General features: G+C 72.2%; 16 protein-coding genes. 10 read left to right on the top strand and 6 right to left on the bottom strand.

The window, feature by feature from the left end; all coding sequences use genetic code 11:
* The first annotated feature begins 161 nt into the window (after positions 1-161).
* The 3 genes from ABZ471_RS16340 (at position 162) to ABZ471_RS16330 (ending at position 1915) form a co-directional block, all read left to right on the top strand.
* A complete protein-coding gene (locus ABZ471_RS16340) occupies positions 162-704 on the top strand; it encodes a sigma-70 family RNA polymerase sigma factor (RefSeq protein ID WP_359066897.1) in 543 nt (180 codons plus the stop codon).
* Entirely contained in the window at positions 701-1519 is an 819-nt protein-coding gene (locus ABZ471_RS16335) for an anti-sigma factor (protein WP_359066895.1), read from the top strand. The genes ABZ471_RS16340 and ABZ471_RS16335 overlap by 4 nt, the downstream gene beginning before the upstream one ends.
* A 126-nt stretch (positions 1520-1645) precedes the next feature.
* The gene (locus ABZ471_RS16330) at positions 1646-1915 is read left to right on the top strand and encodes a hypothetical protein (RefSeq protein WP_094216730.1); all 270 of its coding nucleotides are present in this window, start codon (positions 1646-1648) and stop codon (positions 1913-1915) included.
* A 53-nt stretch (positions 1916-1968) separates the two neighbouring features.
* On the opposite strand, the gene ABZ471_RS16325 is transcribed toward ABZ471_RS16330, so the two are convergent.
* Genes ABZ471_RS16325 through ABZ471_RS16315 form a run of 3 tightly spaced genes read right to left on the bottom strand, consistent with a single transcriptional unit; the run spans position 1969 to position 4945 of the window.
* Positions 1969-3165: a CaiB/BaiF CoA-transferase family protein gene (locus ABZ471_RS16325; RefSeq protein WP_359066892.1), complete on the bottom strand. Its 1197-nt coding sequence runs from the start codon at positions 3163-3165 to the stop codon at positions 1969-1971.
* 44 nt (positions 3166-3209) lie between these two features.
* Entirely contained in the window at positions 3210-3992 is a 783-nt protein-coding gene (locus tag ABZ471_RS16320) for an ABC transporter permease (protein WP_359066889.1), read from the bottom strand.
* Positions 3989-4945 carry an ATP-binding cassette domain-containing protein gene (locus tag ABZ471_RS16315; RefSeq protein WP_359066887.1) on the bottom strand — a complete coding sequence of 319 codons (957 nt, stop codon included), beginning with the start codon at positions 4943-4945 and terminating at the stop codon, positions 3989-3991. Before ABZ471_RS16315 ends, ABZ471_RS16320 begins: the two co-directional genes overlap by 4 nt.
* Positions 4946-5008: 63 nt before the next feature.
* Between ABZ471_RS16315 and ABZ471_RS16310 the strand changes: the two genes are divergently transcribed.
* Together ABZ471_RS16310 and ABZ471_RS16305 are read left to right on the top strand one after the other, a co-directional pair.
* Entirely contained in the window at positions 5009-5731 is a 723-nt protein-coding gene (locus ABZ471_RS16310; protein WP_359066885.1) for a TetR/AcrR family transcriptional regulator, read from the top strand.
* On the top strand, positions 5728-6258 hold the full coding sequence (locus ABZ471_RS16305; RefSeq protein ID WP_359066882.1) for an aminoglycoside adenylyltransferase: 531 nt from the start codon (positions 5728-5730) through the stop codon (positions 6256-6258). The genes ABZ471_RS16310 and ABZ471_RS16305 overlap by 4 nt, the downstream gene beginning before the upstream one ends.
* Here ABZ471_RS16305 and ABZ471_RS16300 read toward each other — a convergent pair.
* Genes ABZ471_RS16300 through hmgA form a run of 3 tightly spaced genes read right to left on the bottom strand, consistent with a single transcriptional unit; the run spans position 6255 to position 9553 of the window.
* Positions 6255-7418: a type ISP restriction/modification enzyme gene (locus tag ABZ471_RS16300; protein WP_359066880.1), complete on the bottom strand. Its 1164-nt coding sequence runs from the start codon at positions 7416-7418 to the stop codon at positions 6255-6257. The genes ABZ471_RS16305 and ABZ471_RS16300 overlap by 4 nt on opposite strands.
* Positions 7419-7444: 26 nt before the next feature.
* A complete protein-coding gene (locus ABZ471_RS16295; protein ID WP_359066878.1) occupies positions 7445-8194 on the bottom strand; it encodes a GntR family transcriptional regulator in 750 nt (249 codons plus the stop codon).
* 45 nt (positions 8195-8239) lie between these two features.
* Positions 8240-9553 carry a homogentisate 1,2-dioxygenase gene (gene hmgA, locus ABZ471_RS16290; protein ID WP_359066876.1) on the bottom strand — a complete coding sequence of 438 codons (1314 nt, stop codon included), beginning with the start codon at positions 9551-9553 and terminating at the stop codon, positions 8240-8242.
* A 151-nt stretch (positions 9554-9704) separates the two neighbouring features.
* Here hmgA and ABZ471_RS16285 point away from each other — a divergent pair, with 151 nt between their 5' ends.
* From ABZ471_RS16285 to ABZ471_RS16265, 5 genes are all read left to right on the top strand, one after another.
* Positions 9705-10235 (top strand): hypothetical protein, encoded by a 531-nt coding sequence (locus ABZ471_RS16285; protein ID WP_359066874.1) that lies wholly within the window; start codon positions 9705-9707, stop codon positions 10233-10235.
* 64 nt (positions 10236-10299) lie between these two features.
* On the top strand, positions 10300-10917 hold the full coding sequence (locus tag ABZ471_RS16280) for a TetR/AcrR family transcriptional regulator (RefSeq protein WP_359066872.1): 618 nt from the start codon (positions 10300-10302) through the stop codon (positions 10915-10917).
* A 122-nt stretch (positions 10918-11039) separates the two neighbouring features.
* Positions 11040-13280 carry a molybdopterin oxidoreductase family protein gene (locus ABZ471_RS16275; RefSeq protein ID WP_359066870.1) on the top strand — a complete coding sequence of 747 codons (2241 nt, stop codon included), beginning with the start codon at positions 11040-11042 and terminating at the stop codon, positions 13278-13280.
* Between the two features lie 124 nt (positions 13281-13404).
* Positions 13405-14793, top strand: coding sequence for a citrate:proton symporter (locus ABZ471_RS16270; RefSeq protein ID WP_359066868.1), 1389 nt, complete (start codon positions 13405-13407; stop codon positions 14791-14793).
* Positions 14794-14814: 21 nt separating this feature from the next.
* Positions 14815-16059, top strand: coding sequence for an MFS transporter (locus ABZ471_RS16265; RefSeq protein WP_359066866.1), 1245 nt, complete (start codon positions 14815-14817; stop codon positions 16057-16059).
* The last annotated feature ends 66 nt before the right edge of the window (positions 16060-16125 follow it).

Below are 16125 nucleotides of genomic sequence, written 5' to 3'. Positions count from 1 at the left end.
GCGGAGGAGCCGATCGGATTGGTCCGACGGAAAAAATCTTTCCGGTGTTTCGGACCCGCGTTTTCGGTCCGCGGATCCGTATCACCCGCCGGAGGTGTGCGTTCGTGCGGATGCGTGGAGTCAGAGGCAGGGCCGGATGCGGCCACAGAAGGGGGACCGGGGTGGAGGCGGACGAGCTTCTGGTACTCGTGGCGGGCGGTGACCAGAAGGCATTCGAGGATCTCTACGGACTGGTGTCGGGACCGGTGTTCGGTCTCGTACGCCGGGTCGTACGCGATCCCGCCCAGTCCGAGGAGGTCGCCCAGGAGGTGCTGCTCGAACTGTGGCGCTCCGCCGCCCGGTTCGACCCCGGCCGGGGAAGCGCCCTGTCCTGGGTACTCACCCTCGCCCACCGCAGGGCCGTCGACCGGGTGCGCAGCGCCCGCGCGGCCGGCGAACGCGAGCAGCGCGAGGCCCTGCGCGCCGGGGAACCCGCCTTCGACCAGGTCGCCGAGGAGGTCGAGGCCGGCCTCGAACGCGAATGGGTGCGCCGCTGCCTGGACCGGCTCACCGCGCTGCAACGCCAGTCCGTGACCCTCGCCTACTACGACGGCTACACGTACCGTGAGGTGGCCGAGCGGCTCTCGTTGCCGCTGGGCACGGTCAAGACGCGGATGCGCGACGGACTCACCCGGCTGCGCGAGTGCCTGGGAGGTGCCGCATGAGCATCCTCGGCCGCCTGCTGGGCCGCGAGGCCCTGCACTCCCTCGCCGCGCCCTACGCGCTGGACGCCCTCGAACCCGGCGAGCGGCGCCGCTTCGAGAAACACCTCAAGGGCTGCGACCGCTGTGCCGCCGAGGTCCGGGCCCTGTCCGAGGACGCGGTGCGCCTCGCCTGGTCCACAGCCGCGCCCGCGCCGGCCGCCCTGCGCAACCGGGTCCTGGCCGCCGTCCGCACCACCCCACAGGAACAGGCGTCCCTGCCCGTACGGGAGCGTGCAGCCCAGCTGCCGCCGCACGTCTGGGGCACCCAGCCTCCGCCGTCGCGTGCCCGTACACCCCGGACGCGCCCTCTCTTCGTGCCCTTCGCCACGGCGACCGCCGCCGCGGCCCTCGTCGTCGCCTCCCTGTTCGCGGTCCAGGCGAACCGCGCCGAGGACCGGCTCGACGCCGAGCGGGCCCGGGCACGTGAGATCGCCCACGTTCTCGCAGCTCCCGACGCCCGCGCCGTCGGCAGCAAGGACGACCGGGGCCGCAGTATCGGAGTAATCGCCTCCGCATCGGAACGCCAGGCCGTCGTCACGCTCAGCGGATACGGCACCCCGTCCGGCGGCCACGTGCACCAGCTCTGGCTGATGCGCCCCCATGTGCAACCACGCTCCCTCGGGCTCTTCGCGGGCGACACGCCCTTGGTCGCCAAGGGTCTCGACACGTCCTCGACGTCACTCGCCGTAACCGTCGAGCCGGACGGCGGCTCGGTGCAGCCCACCAGTCAGCCCGTTGTCCAACTCACCCTGAAATCGGTCGGATTCGGAGAGTAGTCATCGAGGGATGGTCAACCGCCTTGCTGGGAAGGTGAATCCTGTGGCCGAGATACACGCGTGCCCCACCGGGGCGATAGGGTTACCCTGCCCGGGCCGGGTGGACTCGTACGGGTGGGGAGTGACATGGAGCAGATAACAGTGCGCAGCAGGGCCAGGGTCCCTGCGATCACTTGCGGGAGCAGCGCGACCAGTTCGCGCCTCGACCGCCATCTTTCGGTGCTGGCGGGTCCCGCCATACCGCAGCAGAAGGCCGCCGAGGCGACGTCGCTGATGCTTGAGCTGACGGCACGTGACACGGCGCACGAGCGCAGCGACCGGGGTGCGCGGGTCAGCCGCGTCTCCCTCTTCGCGCCCCTGCGTCGGCTGCGCCGCTCGCTGTTCGGCGGACGCTGAGCGGTCACCGAGCCAACCGGCAGTACCTGGAGTCTCCTCCAGGAGGCCCGCGCTCAGGCCGTCACACCGTCCCGGCGCAACGCTGCGATCTCGTCGTCCGTCATCCCCACGGCATGCAGCAGCGCCCCGGTGTGCTGTCCGAGCGCGGGCACGTCGCCCATCCGTGCCTCATCCCCGCCCGGCAGCGTGATGGGAGGCAGCAGCGCCTTCAGTGGTCCGACCGGCGAACCCACCTGACGCCACCGCTCCCGGGCCGCCAGCTGCGGGTGCTCCGCCAGTTCGTGCAGATCCCGGAGCCGGGCGCAGGCGATGCCCGCCCGCTCCAGCCGGGCCAGCGCCTCGTCCGCGTCCAGCGCGCCCAGCGCCCGCGCGACCAGCTCGTCGGTCCGCTCCCGGTGCGCCACCCGCGCCGCGTTCGTCGCGTAGGCTGGATCCGTCCCCAGGTCCGGCCGTCCTATGACCTGTTCGGCCAGCCGCCGCCACTCCCGGTCGTTCTGCACCGACAACAGCACCCGACCGCCGTCCGCCGTCGCATAGGCGTCGTAGGGGGCGATGACGGCGTGCGCGAGCCCGGTACGGGCGGGGGGCTCGCCTCCGTGCATGGCGTGGTGCAGCGGATGTCCCATCCACTCGGCGAGCGACTCCAGCATCGACACCTCCACCGGCCCGCCCCGGCCGGTCGTGCCACGCCGCACCAGCGCGGCCAGCACGCCCGAGAAGGCGTACATGGCCGCCGCGATGTCCGCCGCCGGGATGCCCGCCTTGACCGGCCGGCCGGGCGTCCCGGTCACCGACACCAGCCCCGCCTCGCACTGCACGAGCATGTCGTACGCCCGCTTGTCCGCATACGGCCCCGAACTGCCGTAGCCGGAGATGTCCACGGCGATCAGCCGCGGGTGCGCCGCGCACAGCGTGGCCGCGTCCAGTCCGAGCCGGGCCGCGGCTCCCTGGGCGAGGTTCTGCACGAACACGTCCGCGTCCGCGACCAGCCGCCGTACGACGTCCAGGCCGCGCGGGTCCTTGAGGTCCAGGGCGATGGACTCCTTGCCGCGGTTGCACCACACGAAGTGCGAGGCGAGGCCGCCGGCCGCGGTGTCGTAGCCGCGCGCGAAGTCGCCGCCGTCGATCCGCTCCACCTTGATGACCCGGGCGCCCAGGTCGGCGAGCTGCCGGGTCGCGAAAGGCGCGGACACGGCCTGTTCGACGGCGACGACGGTGATGCCCTCCAGGGGCAGCGGGAGAAGATCCATGGGGTGGATGATCCCCCCTGACCGGCGGCTTTGTCAGTAGCCGGTCAGCGTTCGCCGTGTGCGTACCGGTGCACGGCGAGGGGCAGGAACAGTGCGGTCAGGGCGAGACTCCACAGGAGTGACCCGGCGACGGGATGGGCCACGGGCCACGCGGAGTTCGCCGGGACCGCCGCGTTGCCGAACAGGTCCCGCAGGGCGGTCGTCACCGCGCTGATCGGGTTCCACTCGGCGAGCGTGCGCAGCCAGCCAGGCAGGTTGCCGGTGGGGATGTAGGCGTTGGACAGCAGCGGCAGCACGAAGGAGGAGGCGCCGAGCTGTCCGGCGGCGTCCTCGCTGCGGGTGAGCAGCCCGAGGAAGATCCCGGCGCAGGTGCAGGCGAACCGGAAGAGCAGCAGCAGTCCCACCGCACCGGCGGCCGCGGGCGCGGACCCCTCGATCCGCCAGCCCACCGCGAGCCCCACCAGCAGCAGGGGCACGGTGCCGAGGGTCGTGACGACGAGGTCCGCCACCGCCTGCCCGAGCGGTACGGCGGCCCGGCTCACCGGCATCGTCCGGAAGCGGTCCGTCACGCCCCGGTGGGTGTCCGCGGCGGCCTGGAACATTCCCGTCATGAGCCCGCCGGCGGCGGTCGCGACCAGCAGCCCCGGCACGAGGAAGGAACGGTACTCGCGGCCGGGCATCGCCAGCGCGCTGCCGAACACATACCCGAAGAACAGCAGCATGTTGACCGGCATCATCTGGGTCAGGATCGCCAGGCCCGGATTGTTGCGGACCCGACGCAGCTGCCGGCCCGTCATGGCCAGGCCGTCGTAGGCCAACGCGCTCATGCGGCAAGCTCCTTGCTGTTGCCGGGCTCACCGGTGAGCCGCAGGAAGACGTCGTCGAGGGTGGGCGGGCGCAGGCTCGCGTCCAGCAGTGGCACGCCCGCCGCGTCGAGCTCGCGCACCAGGCGCGGCAGGGTCAGGGTCGGGTCGGTGGTGACAACGCCGACGGCATTGCGTTCGCGGTCGAAGACGGGCCGGCTGCCGGTGAGTTGGTCGAGCACGCCCGCCGCCACCGACAGCGCGTCCCCGTCCGCGACCACGGCCTCCGCGTACGACCCGATGAGCGCCTTGAGGTCGGCGGGAGAGCCGGTGTGCGCGACCCGTCCCCGGTCCATCAGGGCGATGTCGTCGGCGAGTTGGTCGGCCTCCTCCAGGTACTGGGTGGTCAGCAGCACGGTCGTACCGTCCGCCTTCAGCTCGCGTACCGCCTGCCAGATGTGGTTGCGGCTGGACGGGTCGAGTCCGGTCGTCGGCTCGTCGAGGAAGAGCACATCGGGCCGGCGGATCAGGCTCGCCGCGAGGTCCAGCCGGCGTCGCATGCCGCCCGAGTAGGTCGACGCCTTCCGGCCGGCCGCCTCGGTCAGTCCGAAGCGCTCCAGCAGTTCGTCGGTCCGGCCGGCCGGGCCCCGCACCCGGTGCAGCCGCGCGAACAGGCGGAGGTTCTGCCGGCCGGTGAGGTCCCCGTCGACCGAGGCGTACTGCCCGGTGACCCCGATGCGGCGGCGCACCGCGGCCGGGTCCCGGACGAGGTCGTGCCCGGCGACGCGCGCCGAGCCCCCGTCGGGCCGAAGCAGCGTGGTGAGCAGCCGTACGGCGGTCGTCTTCCCCGCCCCGTTCGGCCCGAGCAGCCCGCAGACCGTGCCCTGTGCGACGGCCAGGTCCAGCCCGCGCAAGGCGTGCACGGTGCCGAAGTGCTTCTCCAGTCCCTCGCTAAGTACAGCGTACGTAGTAATCATGCGTCGACGATACCGCACTGCGTACGATGTACGTAACTAAGATGGTGATCGAGGTGATGATCGATGGCAGTCCGAGGGGCCGTCCCCGAGGTGATCTGGGCGCGCCCCGAGCGCACGGGCCGGGGCCCGAAGCCCGCGTATACGCGCGACGACATCGCGGCGGCGGCCGTCCGGATCGCCGATGCGCAGGGGCTCGACGGGGTGTCGATGCGGCACGTCGCGGCCGAGCTGGGCTGCGGCACGATGTCGCTGTACAACTACGTCCCCCGCAAGGAGGACCTGTACGAGCTGATGATGGACGCGGTCAGTGCGGAGCACGAGCCGTGGGAGCCGAGCGGGGACTGGCGGGGCGACCTGCTCCGGGTGGCGCATGACACGCGCGCGCTGATGCACCGGCATCCGTGGGTGCCGCGGCTGATGTCCCCGGTGTACGGCTTCAGTCCGCACGCCTTGCGGTATCTGGAGCACTGCCTGGCCTGCCTGGATCCGCTGGAGGCGTCGTACGGCACCAAGCTCGAACTCGTGGGCATGCTGAACGGCGTGGTGACCGCCTATGTCCGCAACGAACTCGACACCGCGGAGCGGGTGCGGGCCCTGCCGTGGTCGGAGGACGAGGAGAACGCGGCCCGCAGCGCCTACCTGGGCGGCCGGATCGCCTCCGGTGTGTACCCGAGGATGGCGGCGGCGTTCGCGGAGGACGCGGGACCGATCGATCTGGAGGCGGTGTTCCAGCGGGCGTTGGAGCGGGTGCTCGACAGCTTCGATCCGGGCCGCGGCAGCCGGTGAACCGGGAGCGCGCCGAGCGTCAACTCGTCCTGATCGACGAGGTCTTGGGGGCTGCACGGGACGACGGCATCACGCTGTGGCTGCGCGGCGGCTGGGCGATGGACTTCTTCCTCGGCGAGGTCACGCGCGAACACGGGGACATCGACTGGTTCGCCTGGGCGTGGGATGCGCCGCGCCTCGCCGAGGTCCTGACCCGGCTCGGTCACCGGCCGGTGCCCGGCCCGCCCGCGGATCTCCAGCTGGACGTCGTGAAGGACGGCCTGGACGGCAGCTTCACCCTGCTGGACCGGGACACGCAGGGCCGGATCACGGTCGCGGGCGGGCCCTGGGCCGGTACCCCCTGGCCCGACGGCCTGCTCGACGCCGAGCCGGGGCGCATCGGCGTGCTGGAGGCCCCGATCGTCAGCCCGCGCGCGCAGATCGAGATCAAGCGCATGATGCCTGTCTGGGACCCGTCCCGGCCTCGCCGTGCCAAGGATGCCGAGGACGTCGCACGACTGGAGGCCGCCCTGCACGGCAGGCCCTAGAGCAGGGCGAACTGGCCCTCCGGGCCCTCCTCGTGGTGGTCCAGGACCGAGGCGGGGCGGCGGGACGAGTCCGGTGCCGGGAGGATGTCCGCCCGGCGGAGGTCGGTCGCCGTGATCGTCGAGGTCGCCTTCAACGCGTCCCGCTGTGGGCGGAGTTCCGCCAGCAGGGCCAGGACCGTGATCAGCTCCAGCAGTTCCGACGTCCGGGGCTGCGGCCAGGTCGGCGGGCGGATCGCGGCCAGGGTGCCCGGCTCGGCCGGGTCCGTGCGGGTCGCGAACCAGGTCTCCAGGACGCGGACTCCGGACTGCTCGTAGTCCCAAGCCTCCGGCGGGACCGGGGAGATGCGGCCCTCGTCCAGGTGGAGGGCCTCCTCGTCGCGGTCGTAGTGCAGGGTCAGGGGGCGGGCGGGCAAGGGTGCGCGGACGTAGGGGCGGCGGCCGCCGGGGAGTTTGGGGCGTGCGCCGTCGCGGCGCATCAGCCACAGAATGCGGTGGCCCGACTCGACGCCCCGGGACCAGAGTTCCCTGTCCTCGGTGAGCGGGACGGTGAGGTCCGGGCGGATCGTCGCCAGGATCCACGCCAGCACGTCGGGCGGGGTGGGGCGGGTGTCCAGGCGGGCGGCGAGATGGTCCAGAAGGCCCGGCGTCAGGTTCGGTTCCGTGCCGCCCGGACGGCGGTACAGCGGGCGGATGCGGCCGGCGCGGAGAGTGGGCAGGAGCGAGGTCGCCAGGAGCGGGATGCCGTCGGCCGGCTCCACGCCCGTCTCCACCGCGAAGACCTGATGCTCGTCCGCCACCCGCCACAACTCCGGGCGGGCCGCGTCGATCAGCCGGTGGTCCGGGATCAGCCACTGCTCGTCGAAGGGCGCCGCCAGGACCTGTACCGGCTCGGCACAGGGACCCTCGGCCCGCGCCAGCCGCTCCGTGCCGGTGGACTGGCCGGGCAGCTGCCCCACCGCGGACTGCAGGGTGCGGGAGCGGGTCGGCTCGAACAGGACCTCCCGGTCCGGCCCTTCGGCCTTCAGCAGGGCGTCCCAGCGGGCCTTCAAGGAAGCCGGATCGGGTGCCGTCGGCCAGGCGCGGCCCGGCCGCAACGGTGCGACGGACCACGGCATGAGGTCCGCCAGCAGCGGAGCGTCGTCGTGCGTCACGCTCGGCATGGTACGGGCTCGCCCCGCCGGCCGGGTCAGGTCGCGTCCAAGGTCACCGTGAAGGAGAAACGGTCGCCCCGGTAGTGGATGACCGCCACGTCCAGCACCCGGCCGTCGGCGTCGTACGTCACGCCCGTGTAGTGCAGGATCGGGCTGAGCAGCGGCACCTGGAGGAGCCGTGCGGTCTCCGGGTCGGCGAGCCTCGCCTCCACGGTGTCCGTGATGCGGCTGATGTCCGCCCCGACAGCGTCCCGCAGCACCTTGGTCATCGGCCAGCGGACCAGGTCCTCCCGGTCGATGCGCGCGGCCAGTTCGGGGCGGACGTGGTTGCGGGCGTGGTTGGTCGGCTCGCCGGTCTTCTCGTCGCTGCGCAGGCGGTGGTACGTCGCCACCTCCGCGAGGTCCGGGAAGTACTCGGCGAGTTCGCCGGTCACCGGCGCCGTGCCGTGGTCCAGCAGCTCGGTCGTCATGCCGGACTGCTGGGCCACGATCGCGTCCACCGAGCCCAGCAGCCGCACCGGAGCCCCGCGCCGGACCCCCGGCTCGATGAACGTGCCGCGCCGCCGGTGCCGGCTGATCAGCCCCTCGTCCTCCAGCTCCTTCAGCGCCTGCCGCATGGTCAGCACGCTGACCCCGTAGTGCCCGGCCAGCTGCTCCTCGGTGGGCAGCCGCAGCGGGTCCCGCGGCGAGCGGCCGAGTATCGAGGCGCGCAGCGACTGCGACACCTGGTACCACAGCGGCAGCTTGCGGTTCAGGACGATCGAATCCGGAGCGAAGGAGGTCACATGGCTATCCGTACCTGTTGAAGAACGTTCAGTGCAACGGAGGCGTCACAGCGCGCGGAAGTGACGCTCCAGCCCCAGCCAGACGTCGTCGTACCGCTGCTGGAGGTGGTCCGCCTGTGCCGCGTGCGGGGTGAGCGTCACCGGCCAGCGCGTCTCGAACATGAACGCAAGACCGTCGTCGATCTTCTGCGGCTTCAGCTCGGCCGCGCTCGCCCGGTCGAAGGTCTCCCGGTCCGGACCGTGCGCCGACATCATGTTGTGCAGCGAGCCGCCGCCCGGCACGAAGCCCTCCGCCTTGGCGTCGTAGGCGCCCTCGACGAGGCCCATGTACTCGCTCATCACGTTGCGGTGGAAGTACGGCGGCCGGAAGGTGTCCTCGCCCACCAGCCACCGGGGGGCGAAGACCACGAAGTCGACGCCGGCCAGGCCCGGGGTGTCGGACGGGGAGGTGAGGACCGTGAAGATGGAGGGGTCCGGGTGGTCGTACGAGATGGTGCCGATCACATTGAAACGGCGCAGATCGTAGACGTAGGGCACATGGTTGCCGTGCCAGGCGACCACATCGAGCGGGGAGTGGCCGTAGGTGGCCGTCCAGAGGTTGCCGCAGAACTTGTTCACCACCTCCACCGGGCCCTCCACGTCCTCGTACGCGGCGACCGGCGCCTGGAAGTCCCGGGCGTTGGCGAGACCGTTGGCGCCGATGGGGCCGAGGTCGGGGAGCTGGAAGGGCGCCCCGTAGTTCTCGCACACATAACCCCGGGCGGACTCGTCCAGCAGCTCCACACGGAAGCGCACCCCACGCGGAACCAGCGCCACATGGGCCGGTTCCACATGAAGCCGGCCGAACTCGGTGTGCAGCAGCAGCCCGCCGCGCTCCGGCACGATCAGCAGCTCACCGTCCGCGTCGGAGAAGACCCGCTCCATCGAGGAGTTGGCGTGGTACAGGTGCACAGCCATGCCGGTGCGCTGGGTCGCATCGCCGTTGCCGCCCAGGGTCCACAGGCCCGCAAGGAAGTCCGTGCCCACCGGCGGCTCGGGCAGCGGGTTCCAGCGCAGCCGGTTGGGGTCGGGGACCGTCTCGGCGAAGGGGGCCGTACGGATCGCGCCGTTGTCGGTGCGGGTGAAGGCCGGGTGCGCGGCCGACGGGCGGACGCGGTACAGCCAGGAGCGGCGGTTGTGCGCCCGCGGCTCGGTGAACGCCGTACCGCTCAGCTGCTCCGCGTACAGGCCGAGCGGCGCGCGCTGCGGCGAGTTGCGGCCCTCGGGCAGGGCGCCCGGCACCGCCTCCGAGGCGTGTTCGTTGCCGAACCCGGAGAGATACGACAGTCCCTCGGCGGTCTTCCGTGCGTCCCCGCTCATGATCGCTCCCTTGTGCTCCTGATTCCTATGCATCACCGTAGGAATGCGTGAGGGCGGACGCAAGAGGGTCTTGGGTCCTCCCTCCGGGGGAGGGCCGGAACCAGACCTCAGGGGGATCCGGGTGGCGGAGCGTTGTTCTAGTCTCCCCGGCATGTCGTGGACGTCGTGGAGGCGCGCAACTCCTGCCGTGCTCGCGGTCTGTGTCCTGTTGCCGTTCGGGGTGCAGGGCTGCGGGACCGGCGAGGCGCACGGGCAGGGCGACACCGTCTCGCCCTCGCCGGTGGGCAAGGTCCTGGACAACACGGACGAGACCGGCCGGCACCTGCGCGAGGTCGCGACGAAGAGCGCGCCCGAGGTCGGCGTCGAGGTGGCCCCGGACGCCGCCGGCGGCTGGGACGTCCTGTTGCGGCCGCGCCACTTCCGCTTCTCGCCGGCCGGCACCAAGCCGAAGGCGGTCCCCGGGCGCGGGCTCGCGTACCTCTTCGTCGACGGCCGTCTGGTGACCCGGCTGCGCAAGCCCGCCCACCATCTGGCCGGACGTCTCGTCCCGCACGGCACCCACCACGTCACCGCCCGCCTGTACGCCGACGACGGCACGGTGTGGGCCGTGCACGGCAAGCCGGTCGAGAGCACCGCCGACATCACGGCGTCCGGCGCGGAGACGGGCACAGCCGGCCGGTGAGTGGAGCAGCCACCCTTTTCCGTACTGGGGGGCGAGGTTCACCTGACCCCGGCGGAAAGGCATCATGAAGTCCGTGCCCCACGCGACCTCGCTTCGCCGCGCGCCCGTCCAGCGGCGCAGCGCCGAACGGCTGACCAGGATCCTCGACGCCTGCGCCGACCTCCTCGACGAGGTGGGCTACGACGCGCTGAGCACCCGCGCGGTGGCCCTGCGCGCCGGCGTGCCCATCGGCTCGGTCTACCGGTTCTTCGGCAACAAGCGGCAGATGGCCGACGCCCTCGCCCAGCGCAACCTGGAGCGGTACACCGAGCGTGTCACCGAGCGGCTGAAGCAGGCGCAGCGCGGAGACTGGCGGGCCGCCATGGACGCCGTGCTGGACGAGTACCTGAGCATGAAACGCACCGCGCCCGGCTTCTCCCTCGTGGACTTCGGCAACCAGATCCCGGTGGGCGCCCGGCAGGCGGAGCCCAACACCCGCGTCGCCGACCGCCTCACCGCCCTGCTCTCCGGATATCTCGGCCGTACCCCGGACGAGGAGCTGCGGCGCGTCTTCCTGGTCGCCGTGGAGAGCGCCGACGCCCTGGTGCAGCTGGCCTTCCGGGTCGATCCCGAGGGGGACGAGGCGATCATCGTCGAGACGCGGGAGCTGCTCCGGGCGTACCTGGGGCGCGTGCTCGACTGAGCCTCGTCAAGACATCGGCACCCGTACGGGGCTCCCCTCCATGCCTACCGGTCGGTATGCTCGGCCCAGATCCCGCCCGTGCTTGCGCGGCACCGACGCCGCCGACCCCCTGGGGAGGACCCGTGTCCCGCACCGCCCTGCGAATCTGCCCCCTGTGCGAGGCCACCTGCGGGCTGACCCTCACCATCGAGGGCACCCGTGTCACCGGCGCCCGCGGCGACCGCGAGGACGTCTTCAGCAAGGGGTTCATCTGTCCCAAGGGTGCCTCCTTCGGCGCCGTCGACGGCGACCCCGACCGGCTGCGCACCCCGCTCGTCCGCACGGACGGTGCCCTGCGCGAGGCCACCTGGGAGGAGGCCTTCGACGCGGTCGCCGCCGGCCTTCGCCCGGTCGTGGAGCGGTACGGACCCGACGCCCTCGGCGTCGTCCTCGGCAACCCCAACGTGCACACCATGGCCGGCGCGCTCTACCCGCCGGTGCTGCTCGGCGCCCTGCGCACCCGCAGCCTGTTCACCGCCTCCACGGTCGACCAGATGCCCAAGCACGTCTCCAGCGGGCTGCTCTTCGGGGACGCCCACGCCATCCCGGTGCCGGACCTCGACCACACCGACCATCTGCTGCTCATCGGCGCCAACCCCCTGGAGTCCAACGGGAGTCTGTGCACCGCCCCCGACTTCCCCGGCAAGCTCAAGGCCCTCAAGGCCCGCGGCGGCCGGCTCACCGTGGTGGACCCGCGCCGCACCCGGACCGCGCGGCTCGCCGACCGGCACCTCGCGCTCCGCCCCGGCACCGACGCCCTGCTGCTCGCCGCGATGGCCACCGTGCTGTTCGAGGAGGACCTGGTCGACCTCAAGGACCTCGCCCCGCACGTCCAGGGCGTCGAGGACGTGCGGGACGCCCTGCGGGAGTTCACCCCCGAAGCCGTCGCCGGGGCCTGTGACGTCGACGCGGCCGTCATCCGCACCCTCGCCCGCGAACTCGCCGCCGCCCCCACGGCCGCCGTCTACGCGCGCATCGGCAGCTGCACCGTCCCGCACGGCACCCTGGCCAGCTGGCTGGTCGACGTCCTCAACGTCCTGACCGGCAACCTGGACCGGCCGGGCGGCGCCCTGTTCCCGCAGGCCGCCACCGACAGGACGCCCCGCCCGGCGGGCCCCGGCCGCGGCTTCGCGCTCGGCCGCTGGCACTCCCGGGTCCGTCGCCTGCCGGAGGCCAAGGGCGAGTTGCCGCTCTCCGCGCTCGCCGAGGAGATCGACACCGCCACCGACGAGGGCGAGCCCGTCCGCGCGCTCCTCGTGGTCGCGGCCAACCCGGTGCTCTCCGCCCCCGACGGCGACCGCCTCGACAAGGCCCTGGGCGCGCTGGACTTCATGGTCAGCGTCGACCCCTACCTCAACGAGACCTCCCGGCACGCCGATGTCGTGCTGCCCCCGCCCCCGCCCTCGCAGAGCCCCCACCACGACTTCGCCTTCAATACCTTCGCCGTCCGCAACCAGGTCCGCTACAGCCGCCCCGCCGTCCCCCTCGAACCCGGCCGCATGGCCGAGACCGAGATCCTCGCCCGGCTGGTCCTGGCCGTCACCGGCATGCACGGTGCCGACCCGGCCGCCGTCGACGCGATGGTGATCGAGCAGACCCTCGCCAAGGCCGTGCAGGAGTCCCACTCCCCGGTGCACGGCCGCGACCCGCGCGAACTCGCCGGCCTGCTGACCGGCGACACCGGCCCCGAGCGCCGGCTCGACCTGATGCTGCGCCTCGGCCCCTACGGCGACGGTTTCGGCGTACGACCCGACGGACTGACCCTGGCCCGGCTGCTGGACCACCCGCACGGCATCGACCTCGGCCCGCTGCGGCCCCGCCTGCCGCAGCCGCTGAAGACCGTGAGCGGCAAGGTCGAGCTGCTGCCCGAGCCGATCGCCGGTGATCTGCCCCGGCTCCGGGCAGCCCTGCGCGAGCGCCCCGCGGGGCTCGTCCTCGTCGGCCGTCGCCATCTGCGCTCCAACAACAGCTGGATGCACAACGTGCCCGCCCTCACCGGCGGCAGCAACCGCTGCACCCTGCAGATCCACCCCGAGGACGCGGAACGCCTCGGCGTGCGCGACGGCGCCGGCACACGCGTGAAGGGAGCCGGGGGAGAGGTGGTCGCCCTCGCCGAGGTCACCGACGGCGTCCGGCCGGGTGTGGTGAGCCTGCCGCACGGCTGGGGCCACGACCGCCCCGGCACCCGTATGAGCCATGCGGTCCGGGAGCCCGGCGTCAACGTCAACCAGCTCCTCGACGGCAGCCTGCTCGACCCGCTGTCGGGCAACGCGGTCCTCAACGGAGTGCCCGTTGAGGTCGCCGCACTCATCACAACCTTGTGACCTGGAGTTTTGCGCTTATTGCTCGCGTGTCAACGTCTTGTTAACGCCGTTTGACGGGACCTAACGTCATCGCACCGCCAGCCCCCGGTGGGATGTTCAAGGGCGAACGTTAGGTATCCATTTCATGCTGACCATCCTCGGCTTCGCCATGATCGCGACCTTCCTGGTCCTGATCATGCTGAAGAAGATGTCGCCGATCGCGGCGCTCGTGCTGATCCCGGCACTGTTCTGCGTCTTCGTCGGCAAGGGCGCCAAGCTCGGCGACTACGTCATCGACGGCGTCACCAGCCTCGCCCCCACCGCGGCGATGCTCATGTTCGCGATCGTCTACTTCGGTGTGATGATCGACGTCGGTCTCTTCGACCCGATCGTCCGGGCGATCCTGAGGTTCTGCAAGGCCGACCCGCTGCGGATCGTCGTCGGCACCGCCGTCCTCGCCGCGATCGTGTCGCTCGACGGCGACGGCTCGACCACCTTCATGATCACGGTCTCGGCGATGTACCCGCTGTACAAGCGCCTGAAGATGAGCCTGGTCGTGATGACGGGCGTGGCCGCCATGGCCAACGGTGTCATGAACACGCTTCCCTGGGGCGGTCCGACCGCCCGTGCCGCGACCGCGCTGAAGCTGGACGCCAGCGACATCTTCGTGCCGATGATCCCGGCCCTCGCCGTGGGCCTGCTGTTCGTCTTCTCCCTCGCGTACGTCCTCGGCCGCCGCGAGCGCAAGCGGCTCGGTGTGCTGACGCTGGACGAGGTGCTGGTGGAGGAGACGGAGCCGGTGCTGGTGGGCGCCGGATCCGGCAAGGACACCCGGCGCACCGGAGGCGCCGGCGGCGGCACCGGCCTGCCGCAGGAGCCCGAGGAGGACGGTTTCCAGGGTCTCGACCCGAACCGCGAGACCCTGCGCCCCAGGCTCTACTGGTTCAACGCCCTGCTCACGGTCACCCTGCTCACTGCCATGATCATGGAGTGGCTGCCGATCCCGGTGCTGTTCCTGCTCGGCGCCGCGCTCGCGCTCACCGTCAACTTCCCGCAGATGCCCGCCCAGAAGGCCCGCATCGCCGCGCACGCCGAGAACGTCCTCAACGTCTCCGGCATGGTCTTCGCCGCCGCCGTCTTCACCGGCGTCCTCCAGGGCACCGGCATGGTCGACCACATGGCGAAGTGGCTGGTGGAGAACATCCCCGACGGCATGGGCCCGCACATGGCCTTCGTCACCGGCGTGCTGAGCATCCCGCTCACGTACTTCATGTCCAACGACGGCTTCTACTTCGGCATCCTGCCGGTGCTCGCCGAGGCGGGCCAGGCGCACGGGGTGTCCTCGGTGGAGATCGCCCGCGCCTCCCTCGTCGGCCAGCCGCTGCACATGTCCAGCCCGCTCGTCCCGGCCGTGTACGTCCTCGTCGGCATGGCCAAGGTCGAGTTCGGCGACCACACCAGGTTCGTGGTGAAGTGGGCCGCCCTGACATCCCTCGTGGTGCTCGGGGCGGGGATCCTCTTCGGCATCATCTGACCTCCCGGAGAGGACACCTCCATGGCGCCCGGTGGGAACCGCGGCTGGCTGCTCCGCCTCGTCATCGCCTTCGGCCTCGCGCAGGGGGCGGTGTCGATGGCCCGGCCCGCCGTCTCCTACCGGGCCCTCGCGCTGGGCGCCGACGAGCGGGCCGTCGGCGTCATCGCAGGTGTGTACGCCCTGCTCCCGCTCTTCGCGGCCGTACCGCTCGGCCGCCGTACCGACCACGGTCGCTGCGCACCCCTGCTGCCGGTGGGCGTGGTCCTCGTCTCCGGTGGCTGCGTCCTCAGCGGACTCGTCAACTCCCTCTGGGCGACGGCCCTGTGGAGCGGAGTGATGGGGCTCGGCCACCTCAGCTTCGTGATCGGCGCCCAGTCACTGGTGGCCCGCCAGTCCGCGCCGCACGAACAGGACCGCAACTTCGGGCACTTCACGATCGGCGCCTCCCTCGGCCAGCTCATCGGTCCGGTCGCCGCGGGCGCCCTGATCGGCGGCCCCGACATGGCGGGCAGCAGCGCGCTGGCCCTCGTCGTGGCGGGCGCGGGCGGCGCGGCGGCGCTCACCTCGCTGTGGCGCATCGAGGACCGTACGGCCGCAGGCTCCCGTTCCCCGCAGGGCGACCGGGTGCCCGTCGGCGGGATCCTGCGGGCCCGGGGCGTGCCCGCGGGCATGCTCATCAGTCTCTCCGTGCTCTCCGCCACCGACATCCTCACCGCCTACCTCCCGGTGGTCGGCGAGCACCGGGGCATCGCCCCCTCGGTGGTCGGTGTCCTGCTCAGCCTGCGCGCCGGGGCCACCATCGCCTGCCGTCTCGTGCTGACCCCGCTGCTGCGTCTGCTCGGCCGGCCCGCGCTGCTCACCGTGACCTGTTTCCTGGCCGCCGTGCTGTGCGCCGGGGTGGCGCTGCCCGTGCCGGTGTGGGTGCTCGGCCTCATGCTGACCGTCCTCGGCTTCTGCCTCGGCGTCGGGCAGCCGCTCTCCATGACGACGGTCGTCCAGGCCGCCCCCGAAGGCGCCCGTTCCACCGCGCTCGCCCTGCGGCTGACCGGAAACCGGCTCGGCCAGGTCGCCGCACCGGCCGCCGCGGGTCTGGTCGCGGGGGTGGCGGGCGTGGCCGCGCCGTTCGTGTTGCTCGGGGGTTTGCTGCTGCTGTCGTCGGGTGTGGCCGTGCGGTCACCGGGAGCCGAAAGGCCGGCCGAGGGGCCTGGACGGGTGACGCGGGCCCGGCGGAAGGGCTCGGCATTGCGCCGCACGAGCGATATCTGACGGCGTGTCCGGCGTTGGTGCCGCGGGCCGTGGAGTACATGCGTGACAGTCCCAACGAAAGGTCGA

Source organism: Streptomyces sp. NPDC005728, from assembly GCF_040630895.1.
In the GTDB taxonomy this organism is placed as follows: Bacteria; Actinomycetota; Actinomycetes; order Streptomycetales; family Streptomycetaceae; genus Streptomyces.
The sequence above is the reverse complement of the archived record's forward strand: the minus strand, read 5'-3'. Positions and strand labels throughout refer to the sequence as shown.